The sequence below is a fragment of the Candidatus Hoaglandella endobia genome, from assembly GCF_900044015.1.
GTDB lineage: Bacteria > Pseudomonadota > Gammaproteobacteria > Enterobacterales > Enterobacteriaceae > Hoaglandella > Hoaglandella endobia.
On sequence record NZ_LN999835.1, the window covers coordinates 383,254 to 399,491 of the forward strand.

Sequence of the window (16,238 nt, forward strand, 5' to 3'; positions counted from 1 at the left end):
TTATTCTGCGTCTACTATCGTTAGTTTTAGCTAGAGCTCGCTGTATTATACAGCGAGTTTTGTGATACGCTTAACTGCTTATTTAATTATCCCCCTCTAGAAGATAATCTTTCATCTTGGTACAGCCATTCTTAACGAAATAGATTTTTTTTAAATTATTTAAAATAAATATAATATATTATAAATTGGATTAACAGATTTTAATAATATTAAAAGGAAGGTAGCTAAAAATTTACTTATCTTCTCAGCAAAGAGTGCAGACTAAATTAGTCATACGAATCATATTTTTACTGTTACAAATGTAACAAAGTATTTATCTTTATGTAGATAACAATTTTTTATTTAAATCATCAAATTAAATACCTTTAAGCTTAATAAAAATTATTATTTTATAGTTAGTTATAACACCTCTTCTATACCATTCGTATAGAAATATCGCAGTAATTATACAATACTGGTATCACCAGTTTCTTTTAAAAACTAGTACTATGAATAATGACTAACTCTAGTTTAGTGCAATTTTCCGTGGCAATGTTTGAATTTACTCCCTGAATTGCAGGGGCAGGGGTCATTACGTCGAACTTTTTGCCTTTTTTTCTTTAGATTAGTAGTAGTATTATTAACCTCTGACTGAAGCAGCAGAGACTGCGGTTGTTTTTTATTTAGGCTTTTGATCTCCTTATCCAGTAATTTAACTTCTTTTGGCATACGCACCTGTACTTTGCTCAGCGTGCTGATTACTTCATATTTTAATGATTCGAGCATAGCAGCGAACATTTCGAAAGATTCTCGCTTGTACTCTTGCTTAGGATCTTTCTGCGCATAACATCGTAAATGAATACCTTGACGCAGATAGTCCATCGCTGCTAAATGATCTTTCCATAGTGAATCTAGAGTTTGTAACATGACGTTTTTCTCAAAATTGCGCATTATATCGCTACCAAGAATCTTCTCTTTACTTTGGTACTGCGCGAGCATCTGTTCGAGCACACGCTCGCTTAGTATCTCTTGATGCAGACTAGGTTCATCATCCAGCCATTGGTCGATAGGAATTTCCAGATCAAAATCATACTTCAGGCACTGCTCTAGACCTGATACATCCCATATTTCTTCCAGCGACTGCGGCGGAATATAGTTATCAATAATAGTCTTAAGCACATCTTCGCGAAGACTTTTAATAGAATCGCTAATATCTGCTACATCAAGTAACTCATTGCGCTGGGTGTAAATAGCTAGGCGCTGATCGTTGGTAACGTCATCATATTCTAACAACTGTTTCCGGATGTCAAAATTACGGCTTTCTACTTTACTCTGAGCGTTAGCTATAGCCTTATTAACCCACAGATGTTCGATAGCCTCACCCTTCTTCATACCCAATTTGCGCATCATACGAGAGACTCGATCCGATGCAAAAATGCGCATCAGGGGGTCTTCTATCGACAAATAAAAACGTGATGAGCCAGCGTCTCCCTGACGACCAGATCGACCACGCAGCTGGTTATCAATACGTCGAGATTCATGGCGCTCGGTCCCGATAATATGCAAACCGCCTGCAGCTAGTACAGCATCATGCCGCTGCTGCCAGGCATCTTTAATAGCAGAAATATTTTTATTATTGGTTGGTGGAGTGTTCATCGCAGTAATCTCCTCCTGCCAGCTGCCGCCCAGTACAATATCGGTACCGCGGCCGGCCATGTTAGTGGCAATCGTCACTGCATACGGTTGACCAGCCTGTGTGATGATATTTGCTTCCATAGCGTGAAACTTGGCGTTGAGCACTTTATGGGGAATACCTACTTTATTTAGCTCTCTTGAAATTAGTTCAGATTTTTCAATAGAAATTGTACCAACCAAAACCGGTTGCCCGCGCCCGTTACAGGTTTTGATATCCTCTATAATAGCTTTAATTTTTTCTTGTTCAGTCATATAGACTAAATCAGAGAGATCTTTGCGACGCATCGGCCGATTAGTGGGCACAACGACGGTATCCAATTGATAAATTGAACTGAATTCAAACGCTTCGGTATCGGCAGTTCCGGTCATACCTGCCAGCTTTTCATATAAACGGAAATAGTTTTGAAAGGTAATAGACGCTAGCGTCTGATTTTCTTTTTGTATAGCCACGTTTTCCTTCGCTTCTACTGCCTGATGCAGCCCATCAGACCAACGACGACCTGGCATTGTGCGCCCAGTATGTTCGTCGACAATGATTACCTTGCCATCTTTAACAAGATAGTCAACATTGCAAGAGAATAGTACATGGGCGCGTAGGGCAGCGTTAATATGGTGCATTAATATGAGATTAGCTGACGAGTAAAGCGACTCACCCTGTTTCATGAGTCCGGCTTTTATTAAGAGCTCTTCAATCAATACTAATCCCCGTTCAGTTAGGTGCACTTGGCGAAACTTTTCATCCACAGAAAAGTGACCTTCACCCTGGAAACTATCAGAATCTTCCTTATCCTGTCTAATTAAATACGGTATTAATTTATTTATGCGTCGATACATATCAGAGTTGTCTTCTGCTGGACCGGAGATAATCAGCGGGGTGCGCGCTTCATCTATTAAGATAGAGTCCACCTCATCCACAAGCGCGTAATGCAACTTACGTTGTACCCTTTCTGCTGAGCAGAACGCCATGTTATCGCGTAGATAATCAAATCCATACTCATTATTGGTGCCATAAGTAATATCAGCCGCGTAGGCTATACGTTTGGCCGGTACCGGAAGTCCTGGCTGGTTAATGCCAACGCTAACCCCCAAGAATTCAAACAGTGGGCGGTTATTTTCCGCATCGCGTAGCGCTAGGTAATTGTTTACTGTAACTATATGCACACCTTTACCGCTTAGAGCGTTTAGATACGCTGGTAGCGTGGCGGTTAGGGTTTTTCCTTCACCAGTACGCATTTCAGCAATGCAGCGATCGTTAAGCACCATACCGCCAATCAACTGTACATCAAAATGGCGCATACCGAACACACGCTTACTAGCTTCACGCACTACTGCAAATGCTTCTGGTAGTAGGCTGTTAACCGAAGTTCCTTGTTTAATACGGTTTCGAAATTCGGTAGTTTTGGATGTTAGTTGTTCATTACTAAGCTTTTCCATTGCTGGTTCAATTTGGTTAATAGTGTCTACCACTCTGCTCATGCGACGTAGAATACGATCGTTACGGCTTCCAAAAATTTTGGTAAGTAGTCTTGCTAGCATATTTATTTATATCTCACTTATCACGACCCAGTTCATCGGGGTTCATAATTTATTGACAGAAATCTAAAAATACAAGTGTACTGCAACTGCGTTAAAAGAGTAAAAATAGTACTCTATGTACCCAAAAGCCCAGTCTTTAAGACCGAGCTATACGCTTATTAAGCCGCAGGCTAAGTGTGGGAGGAAACAGAACTTGGTACTGCGCATGTAGTAGCAATGTAGTTTGAGCTTCAGGCAACAGTGTTGGTATCAAAGCAAAAGAGAGATGACGAATGAAAGTACACGTATTATATTATTCCAGCGTGCTATCTGATAAAATTCGACCTGAAAAGAAGAATCCTGAAAAAAAGAATTTTGCTGACTGAGACTTCTACAGCAGCTACGACCTAACTGATACAGAAAATCTAGGCCGTTACCTAGCAATAACTGCAAAATAAAATTAACCTCAACCTTAATAGAAGAGATAACTGAAAATAAAGCCTGCTAAATTGTCGCAAGCAATTTAAGATACCCCATTATTTATCATGATGTTTGCAGGAGTTTTTATGCGAGCTAGCCGTCCATATCCCATCAACATGCTATTTATTGATGCTGCTGAAACAAGCAGCGTATCTCTGGTATTGTTACAACAGCGGGCAATCATGCTGCTGAAACTTAACCGCACGGTAAGTGTACTACTACCGATAACCTTGCGACCATGGTGCCGCGTAGCTAACTTTCGCCAAAGCGTGCTAGTGCTAGAAACTGCTAACGCAAGCTGGAAAATGCGCTTAAGATATGAACAAACTAAATTATTATCCGCATTACGTGCACAAAGTTTACCATTATTGTCTGCTATCGACATCAGGATTAATCCTTCTCTAGCGAAAGGAGCAAATCTGAGTAAAAAAAATAACAGTAGTATCCAGCAAAGTTTCCGGCCGCATGAAGAAGAAATTATACGGTTAAGTATGAAAAGTGCAGTATCTATTATAAATGTGGCGGCACGCAGCAAAGGGACATTAAAAAGCGCGCTAGAACGTTTAGCAAAATTGGTTAGAGAAAATTCTGACCACACCACATTTTAACCTTACATTTCACTGTTATACCGTGGCGTAGGACCGCTTAGTAGAGAGCTATAAATAAATTAAGTAATTAAAAAAGAAAGGGTCTTAAATGTCTTCAAAGCCAGAGGCATTTCGGCTTCATTTTCAAATGTTACTAGCTCCCAAGCTTCTTTACGTGCTAGTACTTCCTGCAATAATTTATTATTCATAGTATGGCCTGATTTAAAAGCAGTAAAAGCTCCGATCATGTTGTGACTGCACATAAATAGGTCGCCGATGGCATCAAGCAGTTTGTGGCGTACAAACTCATTTTGAAAGCGCAAACCGTCTTTATTTAGCACCCGGTAATCATCGACTACGATAGCACAATCGTAACTACCGCCTAGAGCGAGACCTCGAGACTGCAAGTACTCGATATCACGCATAAAGCCGAAGGTGCGCGCACGACTTATTTGATGCACAAACGACTCGGTAGATAAGTTCAGGCAATAACGTTGCAAGCTTTCATTAATAGCAGGATGTTTAAATTCAATAGTGAAATCAAGCCGAAAGCCGTCGTATGGAGCCAGCTCAGCCCATTTATTATTTTCACCTTCTAAGCGCACTACCTGTTTGATGCGCAGAAATTTTTTGGCTTTATTAAGCTCCTTAATGCCGGCATCTAGTAGTAAATGGACGAATGGACTGGCACTGCCGTCCATAATAGGAATTTCAGGTGCATCTACTTCAACGATGATGTTGTCGATGCCCAAACCAGCCAGTGAAGCATTCAGGTGCTCAACGGTGGAAATACGTACGTCCTGCTCGTTTACTAGACAGGTACATAGCATGGTATTACGTACCGAACATGCATTCGCAAGGAAATCTACAGGTGGTTTCAAATCAATTCGACGATAGATAACCCCGGTATTAGCCGGAGCAGGGCGTAGTGTCAGTGTTACTCTTTTGCCAGTATGTAACCCTACACCTGTTGTCTGCACAATACGTTCCAATGTACGTTGTTTGAGCATATCTATATTATCTCGCAATGTTTAACCATACCGCCTATTTTTTTGGCTATTTCGTAATGAGAAATAAGTAATTAAAAAAAAGGACTAGTTTAGCACAAAAAAATTAGTTTTCCTAAATATCAAAATTTTTAATCAGCCTGTTTACGCAAGAAAGCTGGAATATCTAAGTAATCTGGTCCCTTATTTCCTTGTATATTTTGATCATTAACTACGTTAGCAGTAGTTTTATGTTGTTTCTGTTCAGAACGAAGTGAAGCTATATTAGCAGCGTGCTCGCTATAGCGGTTATTATTTATGACTGGTTGGATGCTCTGCTGGCTGGTAACGAGGGTAATTTCAGAATTTTTATCCATACCAATACCGGTAGCTACCACTGTCACGCGTATTTCATCATTCATATCTGGATCCAATGATGTACCGATGACTACGGTGGCATTATCAGATGAGAAAGCGCGAATCGTATTTCCGACAGTTTCGAACTCGTCTAAACGTAGATCGAAACCAGCTGTGATATTAATCAAGACGCCACGTGCACCAGAAAGATCAATATCCTCAAGTAACGGGCTAGAAATAGCCATTTCTACGGCTTCTTCAGCACGATCCTCACCGCATGCGACACCAGAGCCCATCATAGCGTGGCCCATTTCTGACATTACGGTGCGCACATCAGCAAAATCAACATTCATTAGCCCAGGGCGGGTAATCAGTTCAGCTATACCCTGTACCGCGCCTTTAAGCACGTTATTGGCAGCGCTAAAAGCGTCCAGTAGCGAGATGCCACGTCCTAAAACCTTAAGTAACTTATCATTGGGTATGGTGATCAATGAGTCAACGTGTTTAGATAGTTCAGAGATACCCTGTTCGGCAAATACCATACGTTTTTTACCTTCAAAATTAAAAGGCTTGGTTACCACAGCAACGGTCAGGATACTAAGATCCTTAGCAACTTCTGCTACTACTGGCGCTGCACCTGTCCCAGTACCGCCGCCCATACCTGCAGCGATGAACACCATATCAGCCCCTTCTAGGGCCGAAACTAATACTTCACGGTCTTCTTCCGCGGAATTACGTCCTACTTCTGGATTAGCACCAGCACCAAGGCCTTTGGTAATCCCACTGCCTATTTGAATAGTTTGCCCAATAGACGTTTTGCGCAATGCCTGAGCATCAGTATTCACCGCACAGAAATCAACTCCTTCGATGCGTTCACGCACCATATGCTCGACGGCGTTGCCACCACCTCCGCCGACGCCAATGACTTTAATCACAGCATCATTGGTTAATTCCATTGGTTCAAACATAATTTTCTCCATTTTGGACCTATCACCTAGTAACCGCCTGCATAGAAAAATCATTTTAAAATCTTTAAAATTCTTTTTTTATCCAGCTACTGAACCGCTTAAAACAGGTACTGACCGAGCTACGTTTGCCTATATCTATCTCGCCGCTCAAATGTGACTCTTTACCGTAATGTAATAAACCTACGGCAGTAGAATAATAAGGCTCCTGCGCATAATCTGTTAGACCAGTGATCTTCAGTGGTTGGCCAATACGTACTTGGGTATGAAATACCCTCTGTGCGCAAGCAGCAAGACCATCTATCTGCGCCGCTCCTCCAGTCAAAACAATCCCGGCAGCCAGATGATGTTTCACTCCCTGTGCCCTTAGTTGTTCCTGCAACTGCATAATTTCTTCGTTTACCAAAATCATTAGCTCTGTATAGCGCGGCTCAATTACCTCGGCCAACGTCTGACGCTGGAGACTGCGCGGTGGTCGGCCACCAACACTAGGTACTTCGATGCTTTCGTCCTTACTAACCCCCGAGCCTAAAGCACATCCGTGACGCACTTTGATAGCCTCAGCGTCGGTATGCGGTGTGCCGAAGGCATAGGCAATATCGCTAGTAACTACATTGCCAGCATAAGGGATAACCTTGGTATGGCGCAGCGATCCAGCGGTATACACTGCCATGTCCATAGTTCCACCACCAATATCAACGACGCACACTCCTAGTTCGCGTTCATCTTCTGTAAGTACCGCATAATTAGCTGCAAGACCTGCAAAAATTAATTGGTCAACTTTTAAATCGCAACGTTCAACCGCTTTAACAATATTTTTTGCCATATCGTTATGACAGGTAATTAGGTGCACCTTAGCTTGCATGCGAACGCCGGATAAGCCGACTGGGTTTTTTATTCCCTCCTGATAATCAATAGCATAATCCTGCGGAATTACATGCAGAATACGGTGTTCGTCGCTTACCCGCACAGATTTTGCTGTATGCACAACATTTTCTACATCTTCATGAGTGACTTCTTCCGCAGAAATAGGTACCATACCAATTTCATTTTGGCAGCTTATATGTTTACCAGAAAGGGCAAGATATACCGATGATATTTGACAATCCGCCATCAACTCTGCTTGATCGATGGCGCGTTGTACACATTTAACCACTGACTCTAAATCGTTAACTCCACCTTTATCCATCCCACGCGACGGGCAACTACCCATGCCAATGATATTTACCATACTGTCGGGTAACACTTCTCCTACCAGCGTGGCTACCTTAGTTGTACCAATCTCTAGTCCTACTACCAGTTTCCTGTCAGTCGCCTTAATCATTATTGTGCCTGTAACTGAATCTGTTGCTGATTACTGTTTTCAATTGCGATAAAAGCAGTTGACCAACCGACGGCCAAGCCTACATCATAACGTAGATCCACATAACTAATACGCTTATTAGCGTTCTGTGCTTGATGAAGAATAACTGGATAAATACCAATAAATCGCTGCAAACGCTTTATCTTGTCATTGCGACCCAGCTCCAGTCTGAGACTGTCCCGTAAAACTAAATACCAAGAATGGCGAGTACTCATACTAACTGCATTAAGTTTTAATTTAGCAGATGTTAATACCTGATCTAGATTACGGTAGCCAACTAAAACTTCTCTTTCGCTACCTTCAGGACCATAAAGCATAGGCATAACAGGATGGTTACCAATACGATCTGCAGGAGCTCTAAATACTTCTCCTCTGCTGTCTAGAAGGTAAAAATCGTTCCAGCGCGCTACCGGTACATATTCTATTAAGTGAATTTTAAGTTCGTCCGGCCACTGCTTACGTACACTTACATGCTTTATCCATGGCATCCTTTCAATATGCTGTTGTATAAAGTTAACATTCTGGGTTATAAATGTTTCGGGTGCTCTCAGTGCCCGAATAACCTGGCGAATATCGTTGTTAGTAGTGTAGTGACATTCACCTGTAACTACCAACTGAGAAAAAGAAAAATTATGAGCGTTTTTTATCCAACTAACTAACATCCAACTACCCCAGACGATACTATCTAGCGCCATCAAAAAGAAGAGCAAACCTGCTAGTTGGGCGCTATTACTACGTCCTGTAACGACAGGTTTGATCTGGCATTTTACGTTTATCGCTATTTGCGACATATCAGGCTATTCCGTCCATTACACACAGTTTAACCATATTTTCACTATATATAATACGGGGGTAGTAGTAATTTACTATCTGCCAGTTTACGAGCAATTTTACCCACCGTGCCAGCACCCTGCATCAATACCAAGTCATTAGCTTGCAGTGCAAGTACCAGTGTAGCAGACAACGCATCCATGTCTGGCACAAAGATCGGGTTTACTCTGCCATTTTCGCGGATAGTGCGGCATAGCGAGCGACTATCTGCGCCAGGAATAGGCGCTTCGCCAGCAGGATAAACGTCAAGCATTAGTAGCACATCCACGTCTGAAAGCACGTTAGCAAAATCTTCGTATAAATCCCTTGTTCGACTATAACGGTGTGGTTGAAATACCATGACTAAGCGCTTGTTTGGCCATCCAGCGCGCGCTGCTTTGATAGTAGCAGCCACCTCAGTTGGATGGTGACCGTAATCATCCACTAGTATCACTTCGCCCGTTTTACCATTTATATGAGCTAGATCATAACGGCCAAGATCGTCAAAGCGGCGACCAGTACCCTGAAATTGTCGCATCGCTTGCAAAATAATCTTATTATCAATCCCCTCTTCTATTGCCACCGCAACCGCTGCAGTAGCGTTAAGAGCGTTATGGCGACCAGTAGCGTTTAATTCTACCTGTAAAGCAATTTTATCCTGACGGTATAGAGTAAAGCTTACGCGTGCACCTTCCTGATGATAATCATAAATACGTAGATCGGCATCGTCGCTAAAACCGTAGGTGATAATCTGCCGCTTAATTAGGGGTTGCAGTTCCCTAATTACCGGATCATCGATGCACATCACTGCACGTCCATAAAAAGGTAAATTGTGCAAGAAATTGATAAAAGTTTGTTTTAACTTTTCAAAGTTTCCCTGATAGGTATCCATATGGTCAGGTTCTATATTAGTAATAATCGTGACTATTGGCTGCAAATGCAGAAAAGAGGCATCACTTTCGTCGGCTTCAACTATTAAGTAACGGCTACAGCCAAGCCTAGCGTATACACCAGCTGCTTTTACTAGTCCTCCATTAATAAAAGTAGGATCGAGACCAGCTTCTGCATAAATACTTGTTACCATAGAAGTAGTTGTAGTTTTGCCATGTGTCCCAGCAATAGCGATACCATGTCGAAAACGCATCAGTTCAGCCAGCATCTCTGCTCGCTGTATTACTGGGATTTGTGCTTCATTAGCAGCGATAACTTCTGGGTTATCAGGCGCTATCGCGCTCGAAATTACCACTACGCTAGCGTCACTAATATTCTCTGGGCAGTGATTGAAATAGATCTGCACTCCTAGTTTGGTCAATTGCTGTGTTACCGCGTTAGGCACTAGATCAGAGCCACTTATTTGATAACCTTCATTTGCCAGTACCTCTGCAATACCACCCATGCCAGCACCACCGATACCGATAAAATGAATTTGTCTGACGCGACGCATCTCGGGAATAAAGGTTCGCAGTTTAGCCAGTTTTTGTGGATTCACAATGTTATCGCTTAAATCAGTAACACTTGGTTCGGACGTTACACCCAGTATATGCGCATAGCTTACGCGAGCGTCGCTGCTACTACTTCCTGCGCCACGCGTTCGGTAGCATCAGGTATAGACAATTTTCTAGCACGTGCAGACATAGCCAACAGCGCCGGCCGATCCCATCGAGCTAGCACATCAATGACCCGGTCTACAGTAAATTCTGGTTGTTCAATAATTTTCGCTGCTCCTATTTGCTCAAGTGGCAGCGCGTTCCAGTACTGCTGTCTATCTTTATGTTTAAACGGTACGAATAGTGCAGGTAGACCAACTGCAGCAATTTCACTTACCGTCAACGCTCCAGCACGGCATACAACTGCGTCTGCCCAGGCGTATGCGGCAGCTATATCGTCAATAAATTCCACCACGTTATGTGGCTTTTTACCGACTGCCGCATAGGCCCGGTTTACCTCGTCAAGCGCCCCTTTACCTACTTGATGCCACATGGTAAAAGAGCCTGCAAGCCTGGCTGCAACCGTCGGTAAAGTCTGGTTAAGTACCCGAGAACCCTGGCTGCCTCCGATCACTAAAATACGTATCGGCCCCGCACGATCTCGCAGGCGAACCTCAGGAGACGGCAGTGCCAGTACTGCATCACGCACTGGGTTACCTACAACCTTTGCATAGGCAAACGCGCCAGGAAATGCCTGTAGTACTTTGTGAGCAATTTTTGCTAGGACTCGGTTAGTAAGACCAGCGATGCTGTTCTGTTCGTGTAGAACCACTGGAATGCCGTAGCTCCAGGCGGCTAGACAACCGGGACCAGAAACATAACCACCCATACCTAATACTACGTCTGGAAGCCAGGTACGCATGATACGCCGCGCCTGATATAAGGCAAGCCATATGCGCAACGGTACCATCAACTGAGGTTTAAGCCCTTTACCGCGCAGACCACTAATACTTATGAAGTCGATGGCAATACCGTGCTTCGGTACAAGTATAGCTTCCATGCGATCGGCGGTACCAAGCCAGCGTACCTGCCAACCCTGCGACATAAGGTAATGCGCAACTGCCAATCCCGGGAATACATGTCCACCGGTACCACCAGCAATCACTATAAGCCGCCTGGTCTTTTTCATATTTGTCATCACAGTTTCCTTCCAAACGCCTGTACTTTTGCAAGACGTGTTTCAAAATCAATCCTCAGTAATAACACAATTGCCGTCGACATAATCAATAGACTTGAACCACCATAGCTTATAAATGGTAAGGTCAACCCCTTGGTTGGCAAGATACCGGCAGCGGCGCCCACGTTAATCAACGCTTGAAAACTAAACCAAATACCGATGGAACAAGCGAGAAAACCAGAAAAAAGCTGGTTAATTTTCAGCGCTTTACGACCGATAAACATGGCGCGAAAAGCGACTAAAAATAAGATTAGGAGTACTAGTACTACGCCAAGATAACCTAATTCTTCACCAAGAATAGCGAAAATAAAGTCAGTATGGGGTTCTGGTAGATACTCGAGTTTCTGTACTGAGTTGCCTAGTCCTTGCCCCCATAATTTGCCGCGGCCGAACGCCATCAAAGAATGGGTTAACTGATAGCCGCTATCAAATGGAGCGTCCCATGGGTTCCAAAATGATATTAAGCGCCGCATACGATAAGGCGCAGCGATGATAAGCAATACAACCGCAAAAATGCCTAAACAGATGATCGATAAAAATTGCCACAGTTTAGCGCCAGCCAAAAATAATATTGCTAGGGTAGTTATAAATAGTACTACCACGGTACCTAGATCTGGTTGCGCTAGCAATAACACCGCTAGCAACATCATTACGACCATCGGTTTGCACAAACTCCAAAAATTAGTTCGTACCTCTTCTACTTTATTTACTAAATAACTGGCTATATAACAAAATAAAGTTAATTTAGATAATTCAGCTGGCTGTATACTCAGAGGCCCGAAGGTAATCCAGCGTGATGCACCGTTGACCGAACTACCCAATACTAGGACTACTAATAACATCAACAACGTGATAAAAAGCATTATAGAGCTATAACGTTGCCAAATAACCATTGGAATGTGTAGTGTGGTTAGCGACAGTAAGAAAGCTAGACCGAGATAAAAAGCATCTCGTTTAGAGAAATAAAATGGATCGTTTAATAAGTGCGCACTGATCGGTATCGATGCAGAGGTCACCATCACAAAACCAATACCAGCTAGCCCAAGCGTCAGCCAGAGTAAATAGCGGTCGTAGAGCATTATGCATCAACCTAATTCTCGCGCTAAGCTAGCAAAAGCCTCACCGCGAACTTCAAAATTAGTAAATTGGTCCAAGCTAGCGCAGGCCGGCGATAATAGTACTAGATCCCCTGCTCTAACTCGATTACCGATAATTCGCATCGCCTGTTCAAGGGTCTTAGTAATCGTTGTGGCATCAGGACGAAGCTTAGCCAATTGCTCTCCATCCTGACCAAAAGCAGTAAAGCTGTACCTGTTTTCCCTGTAGCCAGGGAGCCAGAGGTGAAAAATCAGCAGACTTACCATCTCCACCTAATAGTAAATGCAAGGTTCCAGAAACTTTTAACCCATTTAGTGCCGCCTTTGTACTGCCGACATTAGTGGCTTTAGAATCGTTAATCCAACGCACCCCTTTGCGTTCATGCACAAGCTCAAATCGGTGCGCTAATCCACGGAATTTACGCAATGCCGCCAGACTAGCTGGACGAGGAATACCGACCGAGGTCGCTAACGCTAGAGCTGCCAGTGCGTTAGTATAATTATGATGGCCGAAGATAGACATTTCGGCACAGTCGAGCAGAGGTTCTCCACTCGCTACAAGCCAGGTATGTCCATCGCATTGTTTGAGGCAATAATTGCCGATTTCGGCCCCGAAGCTTATGCAGCGCTCGTCCTCTCCGCTTACCGGTAAGGTAAACGCATCTTGGGCATTCACAACACATACTGCAGCATGGCGGTATATTTTTAGCTTTTCAGCGCGATATTGCTGCAGACCAAGCGGGTAACGATTCACATGATCTTCGCTGATATTTAATACTGTCGCTGCTGCTGCCCGTAAGCTGTGGGTAGTTTCTAACTGAAAACTCGATAGCTCCAAAACATACAGCTGCGAAGAAGTATCAAGCAACTGCAGCGCTGGCAAACCAATATTACCGCCAACGCCCACCTTCCAACCAGCGCAAGCGGCCATTTCACCTACCAGTCTGGTAACGGTGCTTTTACCGTTAGAGCCAGTTATAGCTACTATTGGTAGCATAGCTTCGCGTACAAAAAGTTCGATATCGCCTATAATTTTTAGACCTGCCAGCGCCGGGTGCGCTAACGGGATACCGGGGCTAGCAACAATTAGCGTAGCGTCGAGTAACCATTGTTTGTTCAAGGCACCTAGATGGCGAGGTACATCGCATGGCAACGTCGCTAGTCCCGGAGGATAAAAACGAGTATCCATTACTCTTGGCGTCACACCACGACGAAGAAAAAAATTAACGCAGGAAATGCCGGTAAGCCCTAATCCAATAATAACTACCTTTTCTTGCCGATAATTCTTCATAGTCACCACCGTACCTTCAGTGTTACAAGGCCAAGAATGACTAGTATTAACGAAATAATCCAAAAACGCACAATGATCCGCGGCTCTGGCCAGCCTTTTAGTTCGTAATGATGGTGGATGGGTACCATAAGAAAAATGCGCTGACCGCGTAATTTAAACGATCCTACCTGTAAAATCACTGATAGGGTTTCCATCACAAATAATCCACCCATAATAAATAGTAAAAATTCTTGGCGGAGCAGAACTGCAATGGTTCCAATTGCTCCGCCAAGTGCTAAAGAACCAACATCACCCATAAACATCTGTGCTGGATAGGTATTAAACCAAAGAAAACCTATACCTGCACCAATGATGGCAGTGCATACTACCACCAATTCGCCCGCAAAACGGATATAGGGTATATGCAGGTAGACAGCGCAATTCATGTTACCTGTTGCCCAAGCTACCAATGCCAAACCAGCAGCAACGAATACCATGGGGACAATCGCTAAACCATCTAAACCATCGGTAAGATTAACCGCATTGCTTGTACCGACAATTACAAAATAAGCTAAGATCACATACCCTAGCTCTAGCTGAAGCATAATATCTTTGAAGAAAGGCACCACTAACTGAGTAGCTGGCGTATTTTTACCAGTCATAAATATGGTTAGCGCTACCGCCAGTGCTATCAAAGATTCCCAAAAATATTTCCATTGATTAATAAGCCCTTTAGTATCTTTGCGCACCACCTTGCGATAATCATCGATAAAACCCACAATACCATAATTTACAAGAACAAATAGCACGAACCATATGTATGGGTTTAATAGATAATTCCAAATAAGCACCGATATTGTAATCGATATGAGGATCATTAGTCCGCCCATAGTCGGTGTCCCGCGCTTGATAAAATGTGATTTTGGTCCATCATTACGAACAACTTGAATGATTTGTAGTTTTTTTAGCCAATCAATAAACAGTGGTCCCATCCAAAGTGATAAAAACAGGGCGGTCAGTAAACTACCGATTGCGCGAAAAGTTATATATGAAAAAATATTAAAGCCCGAATAAAATTTTACTAAATGATTAGATAACCAGACTAGCATGGTGTTTCTCCTGTAAAGCGAGCACTACCTGCTCCATTGCAGCACTACGTGACCCCTTCACTAATATAGTCATTAATGCATTCTCAGATAGTAACTGTGCTATACGGGAAATAAGTGAAAATTTATCCTGAAAATGTTCGCCTCGACCACTAGCGTCACCGATAAATTGACTTAACTGTCCGATGCTGAGAACTTTTTCGATATCGGTCAGAGCAATAGCTTCACCAACCTGACGATGGTACTTAACTGCTTGGTTAGATAATTCAGCCATATCTCCTAACACCATAACCCGATAACCAGGCATCTCCGAGAGCACCTGCGCAGCAACAGTCATCGAGCTAACATTGGCGTTATAGCTGTCATCCAGCAGCAGCTGTCCAGCACCGAGCGGAATAGGAAATAGACGTCCTGGCACAGCGCGTAGCTGTATTAGTCCGTCATGTACCGCCGACAGCGGTGCCCCAACTGATAGTGCCAACGCACTAGCGGCCAATGCATTGGCAATATTATGCTGTCCATGCAGAGGTAACTGCACTTGACATTCTCCCGCAGGACAGTGCAGCTTAAAATTTAATCCCTGCTGATTGCTTCTAATGTTAGTAGCATAAAAATCCACGCCGTAGGAGGGATTTACGGCGAAGCGCCAGATTGCCTTATGCCCAATTACCTGCTTCCAATATGACCAAGCATTGCTGTCAGCATTGATAATTACGCGTCCGCTAGTAGGTAATCTACCAAAAATTTCACCCTTAGCCTGTACTACGCCTGATAGAGAACCAAAACCAGCCAAGTGTGCTACGGACAGATTATTGACCAGCGCAGTTTCTGGCCGGACTAAATCGGTAGTCCAGGCAATCTCACCATGATGGTTAGCACCAAGCTCGATTACTGCAAAATTATGCTCCAGTGTTAGGCGCAGTAGAGTTAGTGATACGCCAATATCGTTATTAAAATTCTTTTCGGTTGCTAGTACCTGTCCACATTGCCGTAAAATAGCAGCAGTCATCTCTTTAACTGAAGTTTTACCAGAAGATCCTGTCAGGGCTACCACTCTTGCCTTAGCTTTCTGGCGCATCCAGGCACCTAACAGCGCCAAAGCTCGGCGCGTATCGGAAACGATTAGCTGCGGCACTTTCAGAGGTAGACGGCGGTTAACCAATAGTGCTGCAGCGCCATAAGCAACCGCCTTTGCGGCAAAATCATGGGCATCAAAGTGTTTTCCCTTGAGAGCAATGAATAAATGACCCTCGTCGACGTAAGAAAAACGAGAATCTGTAGTGACCGAGAGTACGGTATAGTCTTCGCCTATTCTTTCGGCATTCAGTACAGGTGCGATGTCACTTAGGTTAAAAGGAATCATT

The 16,238-nt window shown here is 43.4% G+C and carries 10 protein-coding genes and 2 pseudogenes; 1 reads left to right on the plus strand and 11 read right to left on the minus strand.

Annotated features, from left to right (window positions below):
• Window positions 1–510: 510 nt before the first annotated feature.
• Window positions 511–3,210, minus strand: coding sequence for a preprotein translocase subunit SecA (secA, locus tag A4A70_RS01790; protein ID WP_067567894.1), 2,700 nt, complete (start codon window positions 3,208–3,210; stop codon window positions 511–513).
• 545 nt (window positions 3,211–3,755) lie between these two features.
• Between secA and A4A70_RS01795 the strand changes: the two genes are divergently transcribed.
• A complete protein-coding gene (locus tag A4A70_RS01795; RefSeq protein WP_067567896.1) occupies window positions 3,756–4,277 on the plus strand; it encodes a DUF721 domain-containing protein in 522 nt (173 codons plus the stop codon).
• Window positions 4,278–4,336: 59 nt separating this feature from the next.
• Here A4A70_RS01795 and lpxC read toward each other — a convergent pair whose 3' ends face one another.
• The 10 genes and pseudogenes from lpxC to murF all read right to left on the minus strand — a co-directional run bounded on the left by lpxC (window position 4,337) and on the right by murF (window position 16,237).
• Window positions 4,337–5,266, minus strand: coding sequence for a UDP-3-O-acyl-N-acetylglucosamine deacetylase (lpxC, locus tag A4A70_RS01800; protein ID WP_067567897.1), 930 nt, complete (start codon window positions 5,264–5,266; stop codon window positions 4,337–4,339).
• Window positions 5,267–5,394: 128 nt separating this feature from the next.
• Window positions 5,395–6,567 (minus strand): cell division protein FtsZ, encoded by a 1,173-nt coding sequence (gene ftsZ / locus A4A70_RS01805; protein ID WP_067568310.1) that lies wholly within the window; start codon window positions 6,565–6,567, stop codon window positions 5,395–5,397.
• Window positions 6,568–6,631: 64 nt separating this feature from the next.
• Window positions 6,632–7,888 carry a cell division protein FtsA gene (gene ftsA / locus A4A70_RS01810; RefSeq protein ID WP_067567898.1) on the minus strand — a complete coding sequence of 419 codons (1,257 nt, stop codon included), beginning with the start codon at window positions 7,886–7,888 and terminating at the stop codon, window positions 6,632–6,634.
• On the minus strand, window positions 7,888–8,718 hold the full coding sequence (gene ftsQ / locus A4A70_RS01815; RefSeq protein ID WP_067567899.1) for a cell division protein FtsQ: 831 nt from the start codon (window positions 8,716–8,718) through the stop codon (window positions 7,888–7,890). Before ftsQ ends, ftsA begins: the two co-directional genes overlap by 1 nt.
• A 44-nt stretch (window positions 8,719–8,762) precedes the next feature.
• Window positions 8,763–10,226, minus strand: coding sequence for a UDP-N-acetylmuramate--L-alanine ligase (gene murC, locus A4A70_RS01820; protein ID WP_067567900.1), 1,464 nt, complete (start codon window positions 10,224–10,226; stop codon window positions 8,763–8,765).
• A 62-nt stretch (window positions 10,227–10,288) separates the two neighbouring features.
• Complete coding sequence (gene murG / locus A4A70_RS01825) at window positions 10,289–11,353, minus strand: undecaprenyldiphospho-muramoylpentapeptide beta-N-acetylglucosaminyltransferase (RefSeq protein ID WP_067568312.1); 1,065 nt, start codon at window positions 11,351–11,353, stop codon at window positions 10,289–10,291.
• An 8-nt stretch (window positions 11,354–11,361) separates the two neighbouring features.
• A pseudogene (ftsW, locus tag A4A70_RS01830) lies at window positions 11,362–12,483 on the minus strand (cell division protein FtsW); the annotation flags it as partial.
• Between the two features lie 3 nt (window positions 12,484–12,486).
• Window positions 12,487–13,789 (minus strand): annotated as a pseudogene (gene murD, locus A4A70_RS01835) (UDP-N-acetylmuramoyl-L-alanine--D-glutamate ligase).
• Window positions 13,790–13,791: 2 nt separating this feature from the next.
• Window positions 13,792–14,877 (minus strand): phospho-N-acetylmuramoyl-pentapeptide-transferase, encoded by a 1,086-nt coding sequence (gene mraY, locus A4A70_RS01840; protein ID WP_067567902.1) that lies wholly within the window; start codon window positions 14,875–14,877, stop codon window positions 13,792–13,794.
• On the minus strand, window positions 14,858–16,237 hold the full coding sequence (gene murF / locus A4A70_RS01845) for a UDP-N-acetylmuramoyl-tripeptide--D-alanyl-D-alanine ligase (protein ID WP_067567904.1): 1,380 nt from the start codon (window positions 16,235–16,237) through the stop codon (window positions 14,858–14,860). Before murF ends, mraY begins: the two co-directional genes overlap by 20 nt.
• Between the last annotated feature and the right edge of the window lies 1 nt (window position 16,238).

What these genes read in the sequence shown, in the direction of transcription:
- ftsZ (WP_067568310.1), bottom strand. Translation starts at nt 6,567, where the DNA reads ATGTTTGAACCAATGGAATTAACCAATGATGCTGTGATTAAAGTCATT.
- murG (WP_067568312.1), bottom strand. Translation starts at nt 11,353, where the DNA reads ATGAAAAAGACCAGGCGGCTTATAGTGATTGCTGGTGGTACCGGTGGA.
- secA (WP_067567894.1), bottom strand. Translation starts at nt 3,210, where the DNA reads ATGCTAGCAAGACTACTTACCAAAATTTTTGGAAGCCGTAACGATCGT.
- ftsA (WP_067567898.1), bottom strand. Translation starts at nt 7,888, where the DNA reads ATGATTAAGGCGACTGACAGGAAACTGGTAGTAGGACTAGAGATTGGT.
- ftsQ (WP_067567899.1), bottom strand. Translation starts at nt 8,718, where the DNA reads ATGTCGCAAATAGCGATAAACGTAAAATGCCAGATCAAACCTGTCGTT.
- murF (WP_067567904.1), bottom strand. Translation starts at nt 16,237, where the DNA reads ATGATTCCTTTTAACCTAAGTGACATCGCACCTGTACTGAATGCCGAA.
- lpxC (WP_067567897.1), bottom strand. Translation starts at nt 5,266, where the DNA reads ATGCTCAAACAACGTACATTGGAACGTATTGTGCAGACAACAGGTGTA.
- A4A70_RS01795 (WP_067567896.1), top strand. Translation starts at nt 3,756, where the DNA reads ATGCGAGCTAGCCGTCCATATCCCATCAACATGCTATTTATTGATGCT.
- mraY (WP_067567902.1), bottom strand. Translation starts at nt 14,877, where the DNA reads ATGCTAGTCTGGTTATCTAATCATTTAGTAAAATTTTATTCGGGCTTT.